Origin of the sequence: Streptococcus sp. 20925_1_22 (genome assembly GCF_041431685.1) — a bacterium.
Classification (GTDB): domain Bacteria; phylum Bacillota; class Bacilli; order Lactobacillales; family Streptococcaceae; genus Streptococcus.
Genome location: NZ_JAPVYE010000003.1, coordinates 155,828 through 177,160, shown reverse-complemented (window position 1 = coordinate 177,160; position 21,333 = coordinate 155,828). Strand labels below are relative to the sequence as shown.

Genomic DNA, 21,333 nt, shown 5'->3' with positions numbered 1-21,333 from the left:
GGAGGAAAACATGAGTATCAAAGTTATTATTGCTGGGTTTAAAGGGAAAATGGGCCAAGCAGCCTATAAAATGGTGACAGAAGATCCTGAATTAGAATTAGTTGGACTGCTGGATCCTTTTACGGATGAAAAAGAAGTGGCCGGTGTTCCTGTCTTCAACGCCAAGGAAGAATTGGCTGGGTTGGAAGCCCATGTCTGGGTTGATTTTACAACCCCAAAAGTAGCTTATGACAATACTCGCTTCGCTCTAGACCAGGGATTTTGCCCAGTGGTCGGAACGACAGGATTTACTCCAGAGCAGTTGGAAGAGTTAATCACACTGTCTAGGGAAAAGGAGCTGGGTGGATTGATTGCTCCAAATTTTGCCTTAGGAGCTGTTTTGCTGATGCAGTTTGCAGCACAGGCAGCCAAGTATTTCCCAAATGTGGAAATCATTGAGCTGCATCATGACCAGAAAAAGGATGCACCGAGCGGGACGGCTATTAAGACAGCTGAGCTCATCAGCCAAGTCAGACCGAGCAAGCAGCAGGGAGCTGCTGATGAGGAAGAGTCTATAGCTGGCGCTCGTGGAGCTGATTTCGATGGCATGCGTATTCACTCGGTTCGCTTGCCTGGTCTGGTTGCCCACCAAGAAGTAATCTTCGGCAGCCAGGGAGAGGGATTAACCCTGCGGCATGATTCCTATGACCGTGCTTCCTTTATGACAGGAGTTAATCTCGCGATTAAAGAAGTTGTCAAACGCTCAGAATTAGTCTATGGATTGGAACATTTACTATGAGATTAGAAACTCTGCCTTCTGAATTTCAGGAGGCTTTGCCAGTATTAGAGAAGATAAAAACGGCTGGCTTTGAAGCTTATTTCGTTGGGGGTTCTGTTCGCGATGCCCTTTTGCAGCGACCTATTCACGATGTGGATATCGCCAGCTCTAGCTATCCTGAGGAAACCAAGCGTATCTTTGACCGGACAGTTGATGTTGGGATTGAGCATGGGACCGTCTTGGTTTTGGAAAATAACCGTGAATACGAAGTAACAACTTTCCGGACTGAGGATGTCTATGTGGACTACCGCAGGCCCAGCAAGGTTTCTTTTGTGCGCTCTTTGGAAGAAGATCTCAAGCGACGTGATTTTACCATCAATGCTCTAGCTTTGGATGAAAACGGTCAAGTCATCGATCTTTTCCAAGGTTTGGATGATTTGAAAAATCGGATTTTGCGGGCAGTTGGGACGGCTGCTGAGCGTTTTAATGAAGATGCTCTCCGTATCATGCGGGGCTTTCGTTTTCAGGCTGCCTTGGATTTTGACTTGGAGCAAGATACTTTTGCAGCTATGAAAGATTGTGCTCCCTTGCTGGAAAAGATTTCGGTTGAACGAATTTTTATCGAGTTTGACAAGCTCTTGCTGGCTCCGTTTTGGCGCAAGGGTTTAGAGGCACTCTTGACAAGCGGTGCCATAGAATTTTTGCCAGATTTGAAGGGGAGCAGAGCTAAGTTAGAACGGCTCTTTGACTTGGCTTCAGATTTTCGCTTTTCAGCATCTGAACAGGCTTGGGCAGCCCTTTTACTGGCTTTAGATGTGCAAAATGTCAAAGGCTTTCTGAAAAAATGGAAGACTTCTCGTGAATTTGCCAAGAAAGTAGAAGATTTGGTTGAGATTGCGGCCATTCGATCAGAACGAGACTTGACCAAGCGAGACTGCTATGACTATGATATTGACTTATTGCTACAAGCAGAAGAACTACGGCAGGCGCAAGGTTTGGCAGTTGATTTCTCTGCCATTCAAAATCTTGATGCCAGTCTGACTATTCATAGTAAGCAGGAAATGGTCGCCAATGGTGGCATGCTGATGCAGGAGTTTGGTTTTAAGCCGGGACCAAAACTTGGTCAAATTTTGAAAGAGTTAGAATACGCTATTGTAGACGGCCACTTACCTAATGAGCTAGAGGCCATTTACGCTTATATCAAGGAGAAGAAATGAGCGATTTTATCGTTGACAAGCTAACCAAATCAGTAGGAGATAAGACTGTTTTTCGGGATATTTCCTTTATCATTCATGACTTAGACCGGATTGGTCTGATTGGTGTCAATGGAACTGGAAAGACAACGCTGCTGGATGTGTTGTCGGGCAAGTCGGGCTTTGATGGAGATGTCAGCCCTTTTTCTGCTAAGACGGGCTATAAGATTGCTTATCTGACTCAGGATCCTGATTTTGATGAGGAGCAGACGATGCTTGACACGGTTTTGTCCAGTAATTTACGGGAAATGCAGTTGATTCGAGAGTATGAGTTGCTCCTGACAGCTTATGATGAAAGTCAGCAGTCTAGACTAGAAGCAGTTATGGCCGAGATGGACTCGCTCCATGCTTGGGAAATCGAAAGTCAGGTCAAGACGGTTCTGTCCAAGCTTGGTCTGACTAATCTGTCACTTAAGGTTGGTCAGTTATCAGGAGGCCTTCGTCGCCGGGTTCAGCTGGCCCAGGTTCTCTTAGGTGATGCCGATTTGCTCTTATTGGATGAGCCAACCAACCACCTAGATATTGATACCATTGAATGGCTGACGCATTTCTTGAAAAATTCCAAGAAAACCGTCCTTTTCATCACCCACGACCGCTATTTCTTGGATAATGTTTCAACTCGGATTTTTGAGCTGGATGGCGGTCGCTTGGTTGAATATCAGGGAAATTATCAAGACTATGTCCGTCTCAAAGCAGAGCAGGATGAGCGGGATGTGGCCTTGCTCCATAAGAAGCAGCAGCTATACAAGCAGGAGTTATCCTGGATGCGGCGGCAGCCTCAGGCTCGGGCAACCAAGCAACAGGCTCGTATCAATCGTTTCCATGACCTCAAGAAAGATTTGGCAGGCCAGACGACTGAGAGCAATCTAGAAATGAATTTTGAAACCAGCCGTATTGGTAAGAAGGTTATCGAGTTTCAAAATGTAGACTTTGCTTATGACCAGAAGCTTATTCTCTCTCAGTTCAGTCTTTTGATCCAGAACAAGGACCGTATTGGGATCGTCGGAGATAACGGTGTCGGCAAGTCGACCTTGCTCAATCTGATTGCCGGTAAACTTCAGCCTCAGGCTGGCCAGCTTATTATAGGAGAGACAGTCCGAGTGGCCTATTTCTCTCAGCAGATTGAGGGCTTGGATGAGTCTAAGCGAGTCATTAATTACCTGCAAGAAGTGGCTGAGGAGGTCAAGATAGGCAGTGGAACGACTTCCATTGCAGAACTCTTAGAGCAGTTTCTTTTTCCTCGTTCTACTCATGGGACTTTAATCGAAAAGCTTTCTGGTGGAGAGAAAAAGCGACTTTATCTGCTCAAGCTGCTCTTAGAAAAGCCGAATGTCTTGCTTCTTGACGAGCCGACCAATGATTTGGATATTGCGACTCTGACGGTCTTGGAGAATTTTCTGCAAGGCTTTGCCGGGCCAGTCATTACAGTCAGCCACGACCGCTATTTCCTAGACAAGGTAGCCAGCAAGATTTTGGCTTTTGAGGATGGAAGTATCAGAGAATTTTTCGGAAATTACACGGATTACTTAGATGAAAAAGCCTTTCTAGCAGAGAGCTCTGCTATTTCCCAAAAGTCTGAAAAGGAAAAATCGGCCAAGGTGCGCGAGGAGAAAAAGCGCATGACCTACTTTGAAAAGCAGGAGTGGGAGTCTATTGAGGCTGATATCGAAGCGCTTGAGGAGCGGATTTCTGAGATTGAAGCGGCCATGCAGGAGAATGGCTCGGACTTTGCTCGCCTGTCTCAACTCCAGCAAGAACTGGATGAGCAGAACGAAAAGCTGCTGGAAAAATACGAGCGCTATGAATACCTGAGTGGTTTAGACGGATGAAGGAAGTAGTGTTTAGGCAGAGCTGGTTGAAAATATTCTTTTTAGCTATATCGGCGATCGCTCTGGCTGTCTTTTTGACTGCAGTTCTTGTATTACCATCTAAAAATGGATACCTATTATTCGACTCCAATATTTCTGTGATTGAAAAAATGTTTTTAGTGATAGGTACAATTGTTTTTGATTTTCTTTCTATTTTAGTATGGATTTGTTTGTTTAGAGATAAACGTTTTTTACGTCTGACTGAACAGGGTTTTTACTTTAAACCCCTTCTTTTTAGAGAAGTTTCGTTTTATAGTTGGAAAGAAATCCAGAGGATAGACTATAGAATTGAACGTATTCGACATTATGCAAAATATCAATTATTTAATAAGAGACATATTTTAACGATTTGTTTTCATTCAGTAGATCCTGCAGTTTTGAAGAAAAGTAGGCTCACTTCTAGAAAGAGCAGAAGGTATAAGTTTGGTATACCTGAACCGTTAGAAATTACTCTTATGTTACTGAAAAAAGAGAAGCCAAAACATATTTATGAAACGATGATGGATTACCATAATCAATGGCGAGCAAGTCAGAAGGATAATTAAGGTGAAGATATAGTCCGAACAGTTTCATATACTGTTAATCTAAAACCTTTAGAGATGGAATGGAGGCATCTATGAAACTAAGATTGGAAAATACCGACTCAAAGAAAACACATGAACTGGGAAATTTAATCAGATCCTACAATCAATCTAAGAGGGAGCCCTCCAAAAGCGAACCTCTTAACATCTATGTAGAAGATGAACAAGGAAATCTGCTAGCCGGTATGTCGGCCGAAACTTTTGGGAATTGGCTGGAGATTGAGTATTTGTATGTGAGCGAGGATTTGCGAGGGCAAGGCATAGGTTCAAAAATACTGTGCAAGGCTGAACAGGAAGCTAGAGAAAGGAAATGCAAATATTCATTTGTAGACACGTATCAGTTTCAAGCCCCAGATTTTTATAAAAAGCACGGCTATACAGAAGTGTTCGCGTTGAAAGACTATCCGTATACTGGTGAAAGATATTATTATACAAAAGAGTTGTGAGTTAGGATGAGTAAATATAGAAAAGATTATTGGTGAAAAATAGTGCAAGAAAGAATAATAAAAAGAAGTTCGAAAAAAATACTTTTTTGGGCAATTCTTAATAGTTTATTTTCTATTTGTTTGTCTTATTTTTTTGTCTGTTTTATCGTTTTGGAAAATCGACTGACATATTTTTATTCTTACATTTTATTAGTATTACTTTTGATTTTATATCTAATTTTGTTCGCTTCTTGGTGTCTTCTTTTTGCTGACAAAGAGTTCATTAGACTAACGGTGAACGGTTTCTATTATAAGCCTTCTCTAGTGGCAGATAGAGAATTTTTTTCATGGAAAGATGTGTCAGAGATGAATTTTCGTATAATACGAAACAGGTTTACAACTTCTTACAGAATTGAAATAAATTTTAATGACGTCGAGGGACTTTGTAAAACTTCAACTATTGTACGTAAAAATAAGAAGCGCGTCTTTAAAAATCAAGTTGATTTAATTATCCCGTTGATTTCTCTTGAAGAAACGTTTCTGGAACGTATATATGATTCAATGAAGTATTATGAAAGAGAGTGGAGGATAGAATCTAACCATAAGCCATTGGTTAAGAAAAAGAAATTACTAGTACAAGAAAGTAAAGGATAAAAGTGGCTAAGAGAAGTAGCAAAGTTAGATTTTTGTTGATTTTCATTTTTCTTTATGCAAACCTTTTCCTTACTGAAAAAATCTGATATAATGATGATAAATAAAACACAGAGGAGAACATCATGTCGAAAAAAATAATCGGAATTGACCTTGGTGGAACATCTATTAAGTTTGCTATTTTGACTTCAGAGGGCGAAATTCAGGAAAAATGGTCCATTAAAACCAATATTTTGGACGAAGGGAGCCACATCGTAGATGATATGATTGAGTCAATCCTGCATCGTTTGGACTTACTTCAGCTTTCAGCAGAGGATTTTATCGGGATTGGTATGGGCTCGCCAGGAGTAGTTGACCGTGAGAAAGGGACTGTGATCGGTGCTTACAATCTCAATTGGAAGACGCTGCAGCCGGTCAAGGATAAGATTGAAAAAGCGACAGGGATTCCTTTCTATATTGACAACGACGCTAACGTTGCCGCTTTGGGTGAACGCTGGATGGGAGCTGGAGAAAACCAGCCTGATGTAGTCTTTATGACACTGGGTACAGGTGTTGGCGGAGGAATTGTTGCTGAAGGCAAGCTCTTGCACGGACTTGCTGGAGCAGCAGGAGAGTTGGGTCACATCACTGTTGACTTTGATCAGCCGATTCAATGTACCTGTGGCAAGAAGGGCTGCTTGGAGACGGTTGCATCTGCGACTGGTATTGTCAATCTGACTCGTCGCTATGCTGATGAGTATGCTGGTGATGCCGAGTTGAAAAAGCTGATTGACAATGGTGAAGATGTTAATGCAAAGATTGTCTTTGACTTAGCGAAAGAAGGCGATGAGCTAGCTTTGATTGTCTATCGCAATTTCGCTCGCTACCTAGGAATTGCCTGTGCCAATATCGGCTCTATCCTAAATCCATCTACAATTGTTATCGGTGGTGGTGTGTCGGCTGCGGGTGAATTCTTACTTGATGGCGTGCGCAAGGTTTATGAAGAGAATAGCTTCCCGCAGGTTCGTACTTCAACCAAGTTGGCCTTGGCTACTCTTGGAAATGATGCCGGTGTTATCGGGGCAGCTTCATTGGTTTTACAATAATTCAACAAGTATGCTTCATTTGTTCTCCTGCAGAAAGGTCTGTAGGAGAATTTTTATGGAAAATTTGCTATACTAGAAAAAGCTCACTGAACGAAGGAGAAATCATGACGCTAGCAGATACGATTTTCAAAGAGAATATTAAAAAAATTATGAAGCAGGGTGTTTTTTCTGAAAATGCTCGTCCACGATACAAGGATGGAAATGTGGCTAATTCCAAATATATAACTGGTTCTTTTGCGGAATATGATTTGAGCAAGGGCGAGTTCCCAATCACGACCCTGCGCCCTATTGCCATCAAGTCTGCCATTAAGGAAGTCCTTTGGATCTATCAAGACCAGTCTAATAGCTTGGAACTGCTCAACGACAAGTATAATGTTCACTACTGGAATGATTGGGAAGTTGGCGATACGGGAACTATCGGGCAGCGCTACGGAGCTGTTGTCAAGAAGCACAATATTATCAATAAAATTCTCCAACAGTTGGAAGCCAATCCTTGGAATCGTCGTAATATCATCTCTCTCTGGGATTATGAAGCTTTTGAAGAAACAGATGGCTTGCTTCCATGCGCTTTTCAAACCATGTTTGACGTTCGGCGTGTAGATGGAGACATTTATCTGGATGCGACTCTGACTCAGCGCTCAAATGATATGTTAGTTGCTCACCACATCAATGCTATGCAGTATGTGGCTCTGCAGATGATGATTGCCAAGCATTTCGGCTGGAAGGTCGGCAAGTTCTTTTACTTTATCAATAACTTGCACATCTATGACAATCAGTTCGAGCAGGCGGAGGAGCTATTGTGTCGAGAACCGAGCGACTGCCAACCTCGACTCCTTTTAAATGTGCCGGATGGGACCAATTTCTTCGATATCAAAGCAGAAGATTTTGAGTTATTAGACTATAATCCAGTTAAACCTCAGCTGAAGTTTGATTTGGCTATTTAACAGTTTTGATAAGTGTGTGCGAAAACTGCCAACCTCTGCAAAAGTTCTGCTTGAATCATACTTTAAACATGCCTTTTTACAGCAAATTTGATAGAATAGAGTTACTAATACAAAGGATAAAAGGATGACAAAGAAGATTATTGCCATTTGGGCTCAGACAGAGGATGGTCTGATTGGAAAAGACAAGGTCATGCCCTGGCATCTCCCGGCAGAATTGCAGCATTTTAAAGCCACAACCACTGGACATGCTATTTTGATGGGCCGGGTGACCTTTGATGGTCTGCAGCGTCGCGTTTTGCCAAATCGAATCAGCCTGATTTTGAGCAAGGACAAGAACTATCAAGTTGACAATGAGAATGTCTTGCTGTTCAGCAAGGTCGAAGATGTCTTGGATTGGTACCATAAGCAAGATAGAAACTTGTATATTATTGGCGGAGCGCAGATTATCAGGGCTTTTGAACCGTATTTGGAAGAATTGATTCAGACTGAGATTGCTGCTAAGTTGGAAGGAGATACCTATTTCCCTGATACATTTGACTGGGCTCCTTATCAGGAAGTTAGCAGTGAATTTCATGCCAAAGATGAAAAGAATCCTTATGATTTCACTATAAAAAGATACCAAAGGAAGGACTCGTAAGAATGGAACGTAGTATTTTTGGTTTTTTTACGGCCTTTTTATGTGTCATTTGTCTTATTTGTGCCGTTCAAACCTTTCGGAAAAAGCGGTTTGGACTGGCAGCTTTATTTTTGCTGAATGCTTTTACAAATCTTGTAAATTCCATTCATGCTTTTTATATGACACTTTTTTAACATGTACGAAAGAAAATAAATAGATTTAGAATTTTAGAATTGGAGTAAACAATGCCTACAAGTCGTAATGATGATATGATGGTTTTTTGTTCTTTCTGTGGGAAGAACCAAGATGAGGTTCAGAAGATTATCGCTGGTAACAACGCCTTTATCTGTAATGAATGTGTGGAACTGGCGCAGGAAATCATCCGTGAAGAGCTAGCTGAGGAAGTGCTAGCAGATCTGTCTGAGGTACCAAAACCTCAGGAGCTGCTGAATATCTTGAACCACTATGTTATTGGGCAAGACCGAGCTAAGCGTGCCTTAGCAGTAGCGGTCTATAATCACTACAAGCGTATTAACTACCACGACAGCCGAGAAGAAGAAGATGTGGAACTTCAAAAGTCAAATATTTTGATGATTGGCCCGACTGGGTCAGGTAAGACCTTCCTGGCGCAGACTCTGGCTCGCAGTCTCAATGTGCCTTTTGCCATTGCGGACGCAACTGCTCTGACTGAAGCTGGTTATGTCGGTGAAGATGTGGAAAATATCCTCCTCAAACTTTTGCAGGCGGCTGACTTTAATATTGAGCGTGCAGAACGCGGCATTATCTATGTCGATGAGATTGACAAGATTGCCAAGAAAGGTGAGAACGTCTCAATTACTCGTGATGTTTCAGGCGAAGGAGTTCAGCAAGCTCTTCTGAAGATTATCGAAGGAACAGTAGCTAGTGTGCCGCCGCAAGGTGGACGCAAGCATCCGCAGCAGGAAATGATTCAGGTTGATACCAAGAATATTCTCTTCATTGTTGGCGGTGCTTTTGACGGTATTGAAGAAATCGTAAAACAGCGCCTGGGTGAGAAAATCATTGGTTTCGGTCAGAATAACCGGGCGATTGACGAAGATGGGTCCTATATGCAGGAAATTATCTCAGAAGACGTTCAAAAATTTGGAATTATTCCTGAGTTGATTGGCCGTTTACCTGTCTTTGCTGCGCTTGAGCAGCTGACGGTTGATGATTTGGTTCGGATTTTGAAAGAGCCTAGAAACGCCCTTATTAAGCAGTATCAGGCACTCTTGTCCTATGATGATGTGAAGCTTGAATTTGACGAAGATGCTCTGCAGGAGATTGCTAATAAAGCGATTGAACGTAAAACTGGTGCGCGCGGTCTTCGCTCTATCATTGAAGAAACTATGATGGATGTCATGTTTGAAGTTCCGAGTCAGGAAAATGTCAAACTTGTCCGCATTACCAAAGAAGCAGTAGATGGAACAGATAAGCCTATTCTAGAAACTGCTTAACGAGGTGCTTATGGAAATCAATACACACAATGCTGAGATTTTGCTGAGTGCAGCTAATAAATCGCACTACCCTCAAGATGATATTCCAGAGATTGCCTTAGCTGGCCGATCAAACGTCGGAAAGTCCAGCTTCATCAATACACTTCTCAATCGTAAAAATTTAGCGAGAACTTCAGGAAAACCTGGAAAAACGCAGCTGCTAAACTTTTTCAACATTGATGACAAGCTGCGTTTTGTTGATGTGCCAGGTTATGGCTATGCACGTGTTTCCAAAAAAGAGCGTGAAAAATGGGGCCGGATGATTGAGGAGTATCTGACCAGTCGTGAAAATCTCAGAGCAGTTGTCAGCCTTGTCGATCTTCGGCACGATCCTAGTGCAGATGATGTACAGATGTATGAATTTCTGAAATATTATGACATTCCGGTTGTCCTAGTAGCGACCAAAGCTGATAAAATCCCTCGCGGAAAATGGAATAAGCACGAGTCAGCTATCAAGAAAAAGCTGGACTTTGACAAAAATGATGATTTCATTCTTTTTTCCTCAGTCACCAAGGATGGCTTAGATGCTGCTTGGGACGCGATTTTGTCAAAAATTTAACAATACGAATTAAATCCAACTCATTTTCGAGTTGGATTTTTTGAAATAAAACGAAAAATGTCATATACTTGTAAATTATCAATAGTGTTTTTTTAATCTTTAGTATGTTACAATGGTATCATTAACATCTTATTCAGGAGAAGTGCTGTGAAAAAGAGAATTTCAAAAAAAGGTAAGAGAATCCTTTCAGCTTTATTCATCATGACAACAACGATTGCTGTTGGTTTCGTCTTGGCCAAGCATATTAATCCTGCTAGTGCCAATAATAGCGACCAGCAGCCTATGAATCAAACAGACTACTTCATCTCACAAATCGGTGAGCCAGCGCGTCAGTTGGGACAGGACAACGATCTTTATGCTTCTGTTATGATTGCTCAGGCTATTTTGGAAAGTGGATCAGGACAGTCTGGTCTGTCAGGTGAACCTCATTATAATCTTTTTGGTATCAAAGGTAACTATGATGGTCAGTCTGCTAATATGGAGACTTGGGAAGATGATGGAGCGGGAAATGCTTACACCATTAACGACAGTTTCCGTTCATATCCTAGCTATGTAGAGTCTCTGCAAGACTATGTTGCAGTGCTCAAGCAAGGCCATTTTGCAGGTGCATGGAAGAGCAATGCGCCAACCTATCAGGATGCAACAGCTGCCCTGACTGGTGTCTATGCGACAGATACCAGCTATAATGCTAAATTGAATTATATTATTGAAAAATACGATTTGACTCGCTTTGATTCACCACTCTATGAGTCTGGTGCTGGCTATATCGTTTACAATCCTTATCGTCAGCAATATACTACTCAGGATATCTTGGACGTCGATACTGCCTGGGCGAATAGATCTTAATGTAGAAAACAAAAAGAGGGAGACCTCTTTTTGTGTTTAATCGTAGATTTTAGGAGAATTTCATGGGAAAATTTAAAGATTTGCTTGATGAGCAAGAAATTATTATTTTAGATGGAGCTTTAGGTACAGAGTTGGAAAGCCTGGGTTATGATGTATCTGGTAAGCTTTGGTCAGCTCAATACCTATTAGACCAGCCTCAGATTATTCAAAATGTGCATGAAAGCTATGTGAGAGCTGGCAGTGATATCATCACTACGTCCAGTTATCAGGCCAGTATTCCAGCATTTATAGAGGCAGGACTAACTCCTGAAAAGGGTTATGATCTTTTAAAAGAGACAGTCTTCTTAGCAAGGAAGGCAATCGAAAATATCTGGAAGGGATTATCTCCAGAGGAGCAGAAACAGAGACCTTATCCTCTGGTTGCAGGCTCGGTAGGGCCTTATGCTGCTTATTTAGCTGATGGTTCCGAGTATACGGGAGACTACCAGCTGAGTGAGGAAGAATTTCGAGATTTTCACCGTCCGCGTATCCAAGCTTTACTAGAAGCAGGCTGTGATTTATTGGCTATTGAAACCATTCCAAATGGAGCAGAAGCGGCAGCAATCCTCCGACTTTTAGCTGAGGAATTTCCACAGACTGAGGCTTATTTGTCCTTTGTAGCCCAGTCGGAGAATGCCATATCAGATGGCACCAAGATTGAGGAATTAGGAAACTTGGCTCAAGAAAGCCCACAAGTCCTGGCAGTTGGTTTTAACTGTACAGCTCCACATTTAATTGCTCCATTATTAGATGGGCTTGGACAAGTGTGCAACAAACCTTTTCTGACCTATCCAAACTCTGGCGAAACTTATAATGGCTTGACCAAGACTTGGCATGATGATCCAGAGCAGGAGCGGAGCTTGCTGGAAAATAGTAAACTTTGGCAAAATCAAGGTGTACGGCTTTTTGGTGGTTGCTGCCGAACGCGGCCAGAAGATATTGCTCAGTTAGCAAAAGGATTTAAGGGTTGAAAATAGATTTTCAATCCTTTTTTAGAAAATTTAAAAAGGTTCTCGAAAACGCTATCAAAAGAAAGAGCTTTGTGATATACTATACATAGTTTAAATTAATAGGAGAATTTTTTATGCCTGAATCGACATTTATCCCTAAAATTGAAGCAGCTTGCCGAAAGAAAGAAGCTTTGTTTGATACAAGCAAGGCTAAGTATGCCGTTCATTCCATCTTTGCTGGAGCTTTCCTAACCTTTAGTACTGGGGCTGGAGCTATTGCGGCAGATTTGACAAATAAGATTGTTCCAGGAACTGGGCGTTTTCTCTTTCCTTTCATCTTTGCTTGGGGATTGGCTTACATTGTCTTTCTAAATGCAGAGTTAGTGACTTCCAACATGATGTTTCTGACTGCTGGTACCTTTTTGAAGAAGATTGACTGGAAAAAAGCCTTGATGATTTTGCTTTATTGTACCTTTTTCAATCTGATTGGCGCTTTGATTGCTGGCTGGCTCTTTGCTAACTCGGCTGCTTATGCGGGACTTAGCAAAGATAGTTTCATTTCAGGTGTTGTGCAGATGAAGCTTGCTCGCTCTAATGAGCTGATTCTGCTCGAGGGAGTCTTGGCCAATATCTTTGTTAATATTGCTATTCTTTCCTTCGTTTTGGTCAAGGATAGTACAGCTAAGCTCTTCTTAGTTATATCAGCCATTTATATGTTTGTATTCCTGACAAACGAACACTTGGCAGCCAACTTTGCTTCCTTCGCTATCGTGAAATTCAGCTCAGCAGCAGCGGAAGTGCAAAATTTTGGTATTGGAAATATCCTACGCCACTGGGGCGTAACCTTTATCGGTAACCTCATCGGTGGTGGCCTACTCATAGGTTTGCCATACGCTTGGTTTAATAAGAACGAAAAAGATTACGTGGATTAAAATGCAGCCTTTAGGGCTGTATTTTTTTGAGAAAATATTTGAATTTTTACACTTCTGAGGTCTAATTCAAACCAAGCTATCTATATCTTTCAGTTCTCTAATACTATCTTTGACTAACTTTCTAGTCTCTTTTTTAATGTTCATTGGCTATCAATCTCTAATATCTAAGCAAAACAGTTGACAGATATATCGATATTTGTTAAATTAATTTGGTATATTATGTCATCAAAAGGAGATGTTATGAATAAGATCACTATTCAGTCACCAGATGGAAGTAAAGTTAAAACCTTGTCACCATCATACTCTATTACAACTTTACTATTTAGTTTTTTTGTACCACTTTTTCGAAAAGACTGGAAATACTTTGGTATCATTTTAGGTTCTTTCTGCGCTTTGCTTGTTATTGCTGTGCTTTTCATTCCAGAAGATTTGTTAAAGCCAACTGGAACAGCCTTTAATTTCTTTTGGACTTTTTTCTATAATCGTTTTTGGATAAAAGATCGTATTTTCAATGACGGATGGCTACCTGCCGATGAAGAAAGCAGAAATCTACTTAAAAAGACTTTTCCTAATATGCCATAAAACTACTGGAATAAATTTTTTCTATGATAAACAAAGTTACATACACAAGAGGGGGAATGCGATATAAAAGGAGATAAAGAATTGAGTTTAGGAGGAACTGTGGGAAGTGGGAAAAAGATTTGAGTTTTCGCCGCTTAGAGCTAGAATTTTGATGATGATTGGTCCAGTAATAAGTGCTATCTTCTTTGGTTTATATTCGTGTAGTTTTATTTATTATACATTAAAAGAAGGATTATCATTTTGGCTAGATATGATTCGTGATAATTTTATGTTTATTCTTTTCTTTATTTGGATCCATATGAGTTTAGTCGAGTCTATCTATAGAATGATAAAAAATAATCTTCTGTTAAACAGCAATATTCAGGAATTGAGAGATTGTTATCCTGAGCTTGAGGAGGACTGGCAAAATCTTAATGATGCGGACTACCTTGACGAAGGTTTGCAAGTTTTGGTTTATGGCGATCATCTCATTTGTTACAGGACATTTGATATTGCCTACCTACCAGAATGTTCTAAGATAGGTGCATTTATGAAGGCGTCTGTTTTTCGTCTTTCCCGTTTTCGTGAGGTAAGACGAGTTCATTTTTCTGCATGGTACCTTGATGGCAGTGAATCTGAACTCCGGACAGATGAGTTGCGAAAGTTTATTGGAATGAATCAGAATGCTCATAAAGACGCCTTATTTGATTATTTAAGAGAGAACTTTGATTATATTGAACTCGAAACTTTCGACTAAGGGAAAGAAGTAGATATTAGTCAAGTAAGAAATTTGCGAGATAGAAATATTAAATTCAAAAAGATTGCTTAAAAGACTTGCAATCTTTTTTTTCTTTTGCTATAATTATCAATGGTTTGAAAAAACTGCCTAAGACAGTAGGGGAGCTCGACTCATAAAGATCCTACCGAGGACAAAACGTATCATGTAAAAAGAAGCGTATTGTACTTTCGTGTCTAGGTTTGGGCGCGTTTTTCTTTTGGAAAATTCCCCAAGCAAAATAATTACGGAGGTGAAACACTAAATGAGTGAAGCTATTATTGCTAAAAAAGCGGAACTGGTTGACGCGGTTGCTGAGAAAATGAAAGCTGCTGCATCTATCGTCGTTGTTGACGCTCGTGGTTTGACTGTTGAGCAAGATACCGTTCTTCGTCGTGAGCTTCGTGGAAGCGAAGTTGAGTACAAAGTTATCAAAAACTCAATCTTGCGTCGTGCAGCTGAAAAAGCTGGACTTGAAGACCTGGCATCTGTTTTTGTTGGACCATCTGCAGTAGCATTTTCTAACGAAGATGTTGTTGCTCCAGCGAAAATCTTGAACGATTTTGCTAAGAACGCTGATGCACTTGAAATCAAAGGTGGTGCAATTGAAGGCGCTGTCGCATCAAAAGAAGAGATTCTTGCACTTGCAACTCTTCCAAACCGCGAAGGACTTCTTTCTATGCTCCTTTCTGTACTTCAAGCGCCAGTTCGCAACGTTGCACTTGCTGTCAAAGCAGTTGCAGAAAACAAAGAAGACGCAGCTTAATCTTAAGCTACGCAGCGTAGCCTAGCTACGAAAAAAATATTATAAATTTAAAAATTATTTGGAGGAAATAACAATGGCATTGAACATTGAAAACATTATTGCTGAAATTAAAGAAGCTTCAATCCTTGAATTGAACGACCTTGTAAAAGCTATCGAAGAAGAATTTGGTGTAACTGCAGCTGCTCCTGTAGCTGTAGCTGCTGCTGGTGCTGGTGAAGCTGCCGCTGCTAAAGATTCATTTGACGTTGAATTGACTGCAGCTGGTGACAAGAAAGTAGGCGTTATCAAAGTTGTACGCGAAATCACTGGTCTTGGCCTTAAAGAAGCTAAAGAACTCGTTGATGGTGCACCAAACGTTATCAAAGAAGGTGTTGCTGCAGCTGAAGCTGAAGAACTTAAAGCTAAATTGGAAGAAGCTGGAGCTTCAGTTACTCTTAAATAATAGAGTTTCCAATCATAGAAATCAACCAAGTCGAAAGACTTGGTTTTTTGTATCCCAAAATCATTTTTATGTTAAAACGCTAACAAAAAATAGGATTGTATGATATAATTTAGACAGATTATTGCGATTTAGGAGATATTATGAATAAAATAAAAGTTATATGAGATTGTAGATTAGCAGATTTTTGTTAGGGGGATTCAGATGAATGAATGCAACGGCTTACTGTTGCCCATTCTCTGGTTAAAGGATTTGTTATTCTTTTTAGAATGATTTGAAAGGGATTTTATGAAAAAGTTTTTTGGGGAGAAGCAAACTCGGTTTGCTTTTAGGAAATTAGCTGTCGGCCTTGTTTCGGCTGCTATTTCTAGTTTGTTTTTTGTTTCTATCGTTGGGGTTGACTCTGTTCAAGCGCAAGAAAAGTTGAATGTACACTATAAATACGTGACAGATACTGAAATAACTCCGCAAGAAAAGGAGTTGATTGTAAGTGGATTTCCTAAAATGTCAGAAGGCAACGAGGAGACTTACTATCTTGTCTACAGGTTAAACTCAAATACTGGAGCAAAAACCTTACCGAATACAGGCGATAATAACAATTCCAATACTATGATGGCAGCTGGTCTGTTAACGACGATAGGATTGGTTGTTTTTGTTGTGTCAAAAAGAAAGGTTAAAAGCAAGTTCCTATTGACTGTGTTGGTGGGTGCTGGTGTCGGAGGAGGTTTGATACTATCCGTTGATGCGCTGGAAAATGGGATCTTGCTACAGTATAATGCCGAATATCAAGTGTCGGCTGGGGAAAGTCTGCCGTCACCAGGTGAGATCTCGGGCTATACCTATGTTGGATACATAAAAGATGAATCGATTAAAAAATTATTAGGTAATAAGATTCTTGATAATCAGCAGAATGCTAATCTAGATAAAGAAACTTTAAACCAAAATAAGAAGCTAGATTATTCTGTTTCTTTTGATAAGAATGGATTAAGCAATCAAACTCTTGGCGTCAATACAATTGAGCCTCAAGATGAAGTCTTGTCTGGCCGAGTAGTTAAGTCAGAATTATTATACAAAGAAGAGACCGTTGAAACTGAGATATCCTTTGGAGAACAAATACAAGAGAATCCTGATTTAGCTGAAGGTACTGTAAGAGTAAAACAAGAAGGCAAATCAGGCCGTAAAATCGAAGTCGTTCGAATTTTTACTGTAGATAATGCGGAAGTTTCTAGAGAGGTTCTTTCGACTAAAATAGAGGAAGCGACTCCTAGAATAGTAGAAAAAGGGACTAAAAAGATTGAAGCGCCAAGTGAAAAACCAGTGGGTACTAACTTGGTCACTCCCGAGCAAGTTACACCATTACCGGAATACACAGGAACTCAATCCGGTGCGGTGGTCGCTCCCGAGCAAGTCGCTCCCTTACCAGAGTACACAGGAGTTCAAGCAGGTTCAGTAGTGTCACCTGAACAAGTGACTCCCTTACCAGAGTATACGGGAACTCAAGCAGGTGCTATCGTTGAGCCTGAACAAGTTTCTTCCTTGCCAGAATATACAGAAACCCAATCCGGTGCGGTAGTCGAACCTGCGCAAGTGACTCCATTGCCGGAGTATACAGAAGTTCAATCAGGAGCAATCGTTGAACCTGAACAAGTGTCTTCATTACCAGAATACACAGGACCTCAAGCTGGAGCCATAGTTGAGCCTGAACAGGTAGAGCCTCCGCAAGAGTATACTGGAAACATCGAATCAGCAGCGCCAGAAGCGGAAAATCCTGCTGAAAAAGCTGAGGAGCCTAAGGAGCAGAAGCAAGAACCAGAAAAGAATATTGAGCTAAGAAATGTATCTGATGTAGAGCTGTATAGTCTAACTGATGGAAAATACAAGCAGCACGTTTCTCTGGATACAGTTCCAAGCAATCAAGAGAATTATTTCGTGAAAGTGAAATCATCTAAATTTAAAGATGTTTTCTTGCCGATTTCTTCAATAGTCGATAGCACAAAAGATGGTCAGCCAGTTTATAAAATTACAGCAAGTGCTGAAAAATTAAAACAGGACATTGACAATAAATACGAGGACAACTATACTTTTTACCTTGCCAAAAAGGCAGAGAAAGAAGTTACAAACTTTACGTCCTTTAGTAACCTAGTTCAAGCTATAAATAATAATCTTGGCGGAACTTATTATTTAGGTGCTAGTCTGAATGCTAATGAGGTCGAACTAGAAAATGGCGCTAGCAGTTATATAAATGGTAGATTTACTGGTAAGCTGTTTGGCAGTAAAGACGGAAAAAATTATGCTATTTACAATTTGAAGAAGCCTTTATTTGACACTTTGAGCGCTGCTACTGTAGAAAATCTGTCTCTTAAAGATGTAAATATCTCAGGGAAAACGGATATTGGAGCCCTTGCAAATGAAGCCAATAATGCAACAAGGATTAACAATGTCCATGTAGACGGTGTTCTGGCTGGTGAACGAGGTATTGGTGGCTTAGTGTGGAAGGCTGATAATTCTAAGATTGCGAACAGCAGTTTCAAGGGAAGAATTGTCAACTCCTATGAAACGAGGTCACCGTACAATATCGGAGGATTAGTTGGTCAACTGACTGGCATCAATGCAGTAGTTGATAAGTCAAAAGCTACAATTACCATCTCGTCAAATGCGGATAGCACAAACCAAACTGTCGGCGGCCTTGCAGGTCTTGTCGAGAAAGATGCGCTTATCAGCAATAGTTACGCTGAGGGCAATATTAACAATGTCAAACGCTTTGGTAGCGTTGCTGGTATAGCTGGCTACTTGTGGGATAGAGACTCTAACGAAGAGAGACATGCTGGAAGATTGCATAATGTTCTTAGTGATGTCAATGTTATGAATGGGAATGCGATTAGTGGTTATCACTATCGAGGAATGCGAATAACTGACTCATATAGCAACAAGGAGAACAGAGTCTACAAAGTGACTCTTGAAAAGGATGAGGTTGTCACCAAGGAATCGCTCGAAGAGAGAGGAACATTGATTGATGCTGCTCAAATCCCAAGTAAGAAATCTGAAATCAACTCTCTTGCTGTACCGAAAGTCGAAAGCTTACTGACTAGCAGAAATATAGAAAGTGATTTTTCTAAGATAGAAGACTATCAAGCTAGTCGAGTTTTAGCGTATAAGAATATCGAAAAATTACTGCCGTTTTATAATAAGGCAACCATTGTCAAATACGGTAATCTGGTAAAAGAAGATAGCGCCTTGTATGAAAAAGAAGTCCTATCTGCAGTCATGATGAAGGATAATGAAGTGATTACAGATATCGCTTTGCATAAAGAGGCAGCTAATAAGCTCTTGCTGCACTATAAGGATCATTCATCTGAAAAGCTAGATCTCACCTACCAATCTGACTTTAGTAAGTTAGCAGAATACCGCGTGGGCGATACAGGGCTCATCTATACGCCAAATCAATTCTTGCATAGTCATAGTTCGATCATCAATGAAGTTTTGCCTGATTTGAGAGCAGTCGATTATCAGTCAGATGCTATCAGAAACACCCTAGGTATTTCTTCAGGAGTTTCATTAACGGAATTATACTTAGAAGAGCAGTTTGCCAAAACGAAGGAAAATCTAGCAAACACATTGGAAAAACTGTTGTCTGCTGATGCAGTCATTGCCAGTGAAAATCAAACGATTAATGGTTATGTCGTTGATAAAATCAAACGCAACAAGGAAGCCTTGCTTCTAGGTTTGACCTATTTAGAGCGCTGGTACAACTTTAACTATGGTGACGTGAATATCAAAGACTTAGTCATGTACCACATGGATTTCTTTGGTAAGGGCAACGTATCACCACTAGACACGATCATTGAATTAGGTAAATCTGGCTTTAACAATCTTCTGGCCAAGAACAACGTAGATGCTTATAGCATCAGCCTAGCAAATAATAATGCAACAAAAGATTTGTTCAGCACGCTTGCCAATTACCGAGAGGTATTTTTACCAAACAAAACAAATAATCAATGGTTTAAAGAGCAAACCAAGGCTTATATCGTTGAAGAAAAATCAGCTATTGATGAGGTGAGGGTCAAACAAGAGCAGGCTGGCAGTAAGTATTCTATCGGGGTCTATGATCGAATTACCAGCGACACTTGGAAATACCGAAATATGGTCCTGCCATTGCTTACAATGCCTGAAAGAACGGTATTTGTCATATCAACTATATCCAGTCTTGGCTTTGGCGCCTATGATAGATATAGAAATAATGAGCACAGAGCAGGGGCAGAACTTAATAAGTTTGTTGAGGATAATGCTCAGGAAACTGCAAAACGTCAACGCGACCATTATGATTATTGGTATAGAATATTAGACGAGCAGGGCCGTGAAAAGCTCTATCGAAATATCTTGGTCTATGATGCCTATAAGTTTGGAGATGATACCACTGTCGACAAGGCTACAGTGGAGGCACAATTTGATAGTTCTAATCCAGCTATGAAGTATTTCTTTGGACCGGTTGGAAACAAGGTTGTACACAATAAGCATGGTGCCTATGCTACTGGTGATAGTGTTTACTACATGGGCTATCGGATGCTGGACAAGGACGGAGCCATTACCTATACCCATGAAATGACGCATGATTCTGATAATGAAATCTATTTAGGCGGATATGGAAGAAGAAGTGGACTTGGTCCAGAATTCTTCGCTAAGGGCTTGTTGCAAGCACCGGACCATCCAGATGATGCGACAATCACGGTCAACTCAATTCTCAAATATGACAAGAATGATGTGACTGAAAAATCTCGTTTGCAAGTCCTTGAACCAACTAAACGTTTCCAAAATGCGGATGATTTGCAAAACTATGTTCATAACATGTTTGATGTCATTTATATGTTGGAATACCTAGAAGGAATGTCAATCGTGAACCGTCTGTCCGATGTGCAGAAAGTGAACGCTCTGAGAAAGATTGAGAATAAATATGTACGAGATGCTGATGGAAATGATGTTTACGCAACGAATGTGATAAAAAATATTACAATGGCGGATGCGCAAAAATTAAATTCATTCGACAGTCTCATTGAAAATGATATTCTTTCAGCGCGTGAGTACAAAAATGGTGACGTTGAAAGAAATGGCTACCATACGATTAAACTCTTCTCTCCGATTTATTCGGCATTAAGCAGCGAAAAAGGAACGCCTGGAGATCTTATAGGACGGCGTATGGCTTATGAACTTCTGGCAGCCAAGGGCTTCAAAGATGGTATGGTCCCTTATATCTCTAATCAGTATGAAGATGATGCCAAGCAAAATGGAAAAACAATCAGTATCTACGGTAAGACCAGAGGTCTGGTAACAGATGACTTGGTTTTACGCAAGGTCTTCAACGGTCAGTTTAATAATTGGACTGAGTTTAAGAAGGCTATGTATGAAGAACGTAAAAACAAGTTCGACAGCCTGAACAAGGTCACATTTGATGATACAAGACAACCGTGGACAAGTTATGCTACTAAGACTATTAGTACCGTGGGAGAGTTGCAGGCATTAATGGATGAAGCAGTGCTCAAAGATGCAAATGATAATTGGTATTCTTGGAGTGGCTATAAACCAGAATATAACAGTGCTGTCCACAAGCTTAAAAAAGCAGTCTTCAAAGCTTACCTCGATCAAACCAATGATTTCAGAACATCAATCTTTGAAAATCAGAAGTGATGGATTTGAGCCGGTCAACCAGTCTGTAAAATGGCAAGTCTGACAAGTTGATGCTGGGTAAGTGCTTGAATTACTCTTAGATTCAGACCTTCT

19 protein-coding genes and 1 other annotated feature are annotated in these 21,333 nt (G+C 40.6%); all 19 genes read left to right on the top strand.

Annotated elements, in window-relative coordinates:
• Positions 1–10 precede the first annotated feature (10 nt).
• The 19 genes from dapB to O3621_RS05195 all read left to right on the top strand — a co-directional run bounded on the left by dapB (position 11) and on the right by O3621_RS05195 (position 21,240).
• A complete protein-coding gene (gene dapB, locus O3621_RS05285) occupies positions 11–778 on the top strand; it encodes a 4-hydroxy-tetrahydrodipicolinate reductase (RefSeq protein ID WP_371513849.1) in 768 nt (255 codons plus the stop codon).
• Complete coding sequence (locus O3621_RS05280; RefSeq protein ID WP_371513848.1) at positions 775–1,974, top strand: CCA tRNA nucleotidyltransferase; 1,200 nt, start codon at positions 775–777, stop codon at positions 1,972–1,974. The genes dapB and O3621_RS05280 overlap by 4 nt, the downstream gene beginning before the upstream one ends.
• Positions 1,971–3,839, top strand: a complete 1,869-nt coding sequence (locus tag O3621_RS05275) for an ABC-F family ATP-binding cassette domain-containing protein (protein WP_371513846.1) — start codon at positions 1,971–1,973, stop codon at positions 3,837–3,839. The genes O3621_RS05280 and O3621_RS05275 overlap by 4 nt, the downstream gene beginning before the upstream one ends.
• Positions 3,836–4,423 carry a hypothetical protein gene (locus tag O3621_RS05270; RefSeq protein WP_371513844.1) on the top strand — a complete coding sequence of 196 codons (588 nt, stop codon included), beginning with the start codon at positions 3,836–3,838 and terminating at the stop codon, positions 4,421–4,423. The genes O3621_RS05275 and O3621_RS05270 overlap by 4 nt, the downstream gene beginning before the upstream one ends.
• Positions 4,424–4,494: 71 nt before the next feature.
• Positions 4,495–4,905 (top strand): GNAT family N-acetyltransferase, encoded by a 411-nt coding sequence (locus O3621_RS05265; RefSeq protein WP_371513842.1) that lies wholly within the window; start codon positions 4,495–4,497, stop codon positions 4,903–4,905.
• 755 nt (positions 4,906–5,660) lie between these two features.
• Entirely contained in the window at positions 5,661–6,620 is a 960-nt protein-coding gene (locus O3621_RS05260; RefSeq protein ID WP_125435221.1) for an ROK family glucokinase, read from the top strand.
• Between the two features lie 104 nt (positions 6,621–6,724).
• Positions 6,725–7,564: a thymidylate synthase gene (locus O3621_RS05255; protein ID WP_314449963.1), complete on the top strand. Its 840-nt coding sequence runs from the start codon at positions 6,725–6,727 to the stop codon at positions 7,562–7,564.
• A gap of 124 nt (positions 7,565–7,688) precedes the next feature.
• Complete coding sequence (locus tag O3621_RS05250; RefSeq protein WP_314449961.1) at positions 7,689–8,201, top strand: dihydrofolate reductase; 513 nt, start codon at positions 7,689–7,691, stop codon at positions 8,199–8,201.
• Between the two features lie 2 nt (positions 8,202–8,203).
• Positions 8,204–8,374, top strand: coding sequence for a hypothetical protein (locus O3621_RS05245; protein WP_002895584.1), 171 nt, complete (start codon positions 8,204–8,206; stop codon positions 8,372–8,374).
• A gap of 51 nt (positions 8,375–8,425) precedes the next feature.
• Positions 8,426–9,655 (top strand): ATP-dependent Clp protease ATP-binding subunit ClpX, encoded by a 1,230-nt coding sequence (gene clpX, locus O3621_RS05240; RefSeq protein ID WP_002917310.1) that lies wholly within the window; start codon positions 8,426–8,428, stop codon positions 9,653–9,655.
• 10 nt (positions 9,656–9,665) lie between these two features.
• Complete coding sequence (gene yihA, locus O3621_RS05235; RefSeq protein WP_002904438.1) at positions 9,666–10,253, top strand: ribosome biogenesis GTP-binding protein YihA/YsxC; 588 nt, start codon at positions 9,666–9,668, stop codon at positions 10,251–10,253.
• Positions 10,254–10,400: 147 nt separating this feature from the next.
• A complete protein-coding gene (locus O3621_RS05230; RefSeq protein ID WP_168956332.1) occupies positions 10,401–11,099 on the top strand; it encodes a glucosaminidase domain-containing protein in 699 nt (232 codons plus the stop codon).
• A gap of 62 nt (positions 11,100–11,161) precedes the next feature.
• Positions 11,162–12,109: a homocysteine S-methyltransferase gene (mmuM, locus tag O3621_RS05225; RefSeq protein ID WP_371513840.1), complete on the top strand. Its 948-nt coding sequence runs from the start codon at positions 11,162–11,164 to the stop codon at positions 12,107–12,109.
• Between the two features lie 113 nt (positions 12,110–12,222).
• Entirely contained in the window at positions 12,223–13,020 is a 798-nt protein-coding gene (locus O3621_RS05220; protein ID WP_371513839.1) for a formate/nitrite transporter family protein, read from the top strand.
• A 240-nt stretch (positions 13,021–13,260) separates the two neighbouring features.
• Positions 13,261–13,602 (top strand): hypothetical protein, encoded by a 342-nt coding sequence (locus O3621_RS05215; protein ID WP_314449950.1) that lies wholly within the window; start codon positions 13,261–13,263, stop codon positions 13,600–13,602.
• A gap of 106 nt (positions 13,603–13,708) precedes the next feature.
• Positions 13,709–14,338, top strand: a complete 630-nt coding sequence (locus O3621_RS05210; protein WP_314449948.1) for a hypothetical protein — start codon at positions 13,709–13,711, stop codon at positions 14,336–14,338.
• Positions 14,339–14,448: 110 nt separating this feature from the next.
• Positions 14,449–14,584 (top strand) — a sequence feature (ribosomal protein L10 leader region).
• Between the two features lie 37 nt (positions 14,585–14,621).
• The gene (gene rplJ, locus O3621_RS05205) at positions 14,622–15,122 is read left to right on the top strand and encodes a 50S ribosomal protein L10 (RefSeq protein ID WP_002895572.1); all 501 of its coding nucleotides are present in this window, start codon (positions 14,622–14,624) and stop codon (positions 15,120–15,122) included.
• Between the two features lie 73 nt (positions 15,123–15,195).
• Entirely contained in the window at positions 15,196–15,564 is a 369-nt protein-coding gene (gene rplL, locus O3621_RS05200; RefSeq protein WP_002895571.1) for a 50S ribosomal protein L7/L12, read from the top strand.
• 285 nt (positions 15,565–15,849) lie between these two features.
• Positions 15,850–21,240 carry a ZmpA/ZmpB/ZmpC family metallo-endopeptidase gene (locus O3621_RS05195; RefSeq protein ID WP_371513835.1) on the top strand — a complete coding sequence of 1,797 codons (5,391 nt, stop codon included), beginning with the start codon at positions 15,850–15,852 and terminating at the stop codon, positions 21,238–21,240.
• Positions 21,241–21,333: the final 93 nt, after the last annotated feature.

What these genes read in the sequence shown, in the direction of transcription:
- yihA (WP_002904438.1), top strand. Translation starts at nt 9,666, where the DNA reads ATGGAAATCAATACACACAATGCTGAGATTTTGCTGAGTGCAGCTAAT.
- O3621_RS05270 (WP_371513844.1), top strand. Translation starts at nt 3,836, where the DNA reads ATGAAGGAAGTAGTGTTTAGGCAGAGCTGGTTGAAAATATTCTTTTTA.
- clpX (WP_002917310.1), top strand. Translation starts at nt 8,426, where the DNA reads ATGCCTACAAGTCGTAATGATGATATGATGGTTTTTTGTTCTTTCTGT.
- O3621_RS05275 (WP_371513846.1), top strand. Translation starts at nt 1,971, where the DNA reads ATGAGCGATTTTATCGTTGACAAGCTAACCAAATCAGTAGGAGATAAG.
- O3621_RS05245 (WP_002895584.1), top strand. Translation starts at nt 8,204, where the DNA reads ATGGAACGTAGTATTTTTGGTTTTTTTACGGCCTTTTTATGTGTCATT.
- dapB (WP_371513849.1), top strand. Translation starts at nt 11, where the DNA reads ATGAGTATCAAAGTTATTATTGCTGGGTTTAAAGGGAAAATGGGCCAA.
- O3621_RS05195 (WP_371513835.1), top strand. Translation starts at nt 15,850, where the DNA reads ATGAAAAAGTTTTTTGGGGAGAAGCAAACTCGGTTTGCTTTTAGGAAA.
- O3621_RS05255 (WP_314449963.1), top strand. Translation starts at nt 6,725, where the DNA reads ATGACGCTAGCAGATACGATTTTCAAAGAGAATATTAAAAAAATTATG.
- mmuM (WP_371513840.1), top strand. Translation starts at nt 11,162, where the DNA reads ATGGGAAAATTTAAAGATTTGCTTGATGAGCAAGAAATTATTATTTTA.
- O3621_RS05260 (WP_125435221.1), top strand. Translation starts at nt 5,661, where the DNA reads ATGTCGAAAAAAATAATCGGAATTGACCTTGGTGGAACATCTATTAAG.
- O3621_RS05220 (WP_371513839.1), top strand. Translation starts at nt 12,223, where the DNA reads ATGCCTGAATCGACATTTATCCCTAAAATTGAAGCAGCTTGCCGAAAG.
- rplJ (WP_002895572.1), top strand. Translation starts at nt 14,622, where the DNA reads ATGAGTGAAGCTATTATTGCTAAAAAAGCGGAACTGGTTGACGCGGTT.
- O3621_RS05265 (WP_371513842.1), top strand. Translation starts at nt 4,495, where the DNA reads ATGAAACTAAGATTGGAAAATACCGACTCAAAGAAAACACATGAACTG.
- O3621_RS05250 (WP_314449961.1), top strand. Translation starts at nt 7,689, where the DNA reads ATGACAAAGAAGATTATTGCCATTTGGGCTCAGACAGAGGATGGTCTG.
- O3621_RS05280 (WP_371513848.1), top strand. Translation starts at nt 775, where the DNA reads ATGAGATTAGAAACTCTGCCTTCTGAATTTCAGGAGGCTTTGCCAGTA.
- rplL (WP_002895571.1), top strand. Translation starts at nt 15,196, where the DNA reads ATGGCATTGAACATTGAAAACATTATTGCTGAAATTAAAGAAGCTTCA.
- O3621_RS05215 (WP_314449950.1), top strand. Translation starts at nt 13,261, where the DNA reads ATGAATAAGATCACTATTCAGTCACCAGATGGAAGTAAAGTTAAAACC.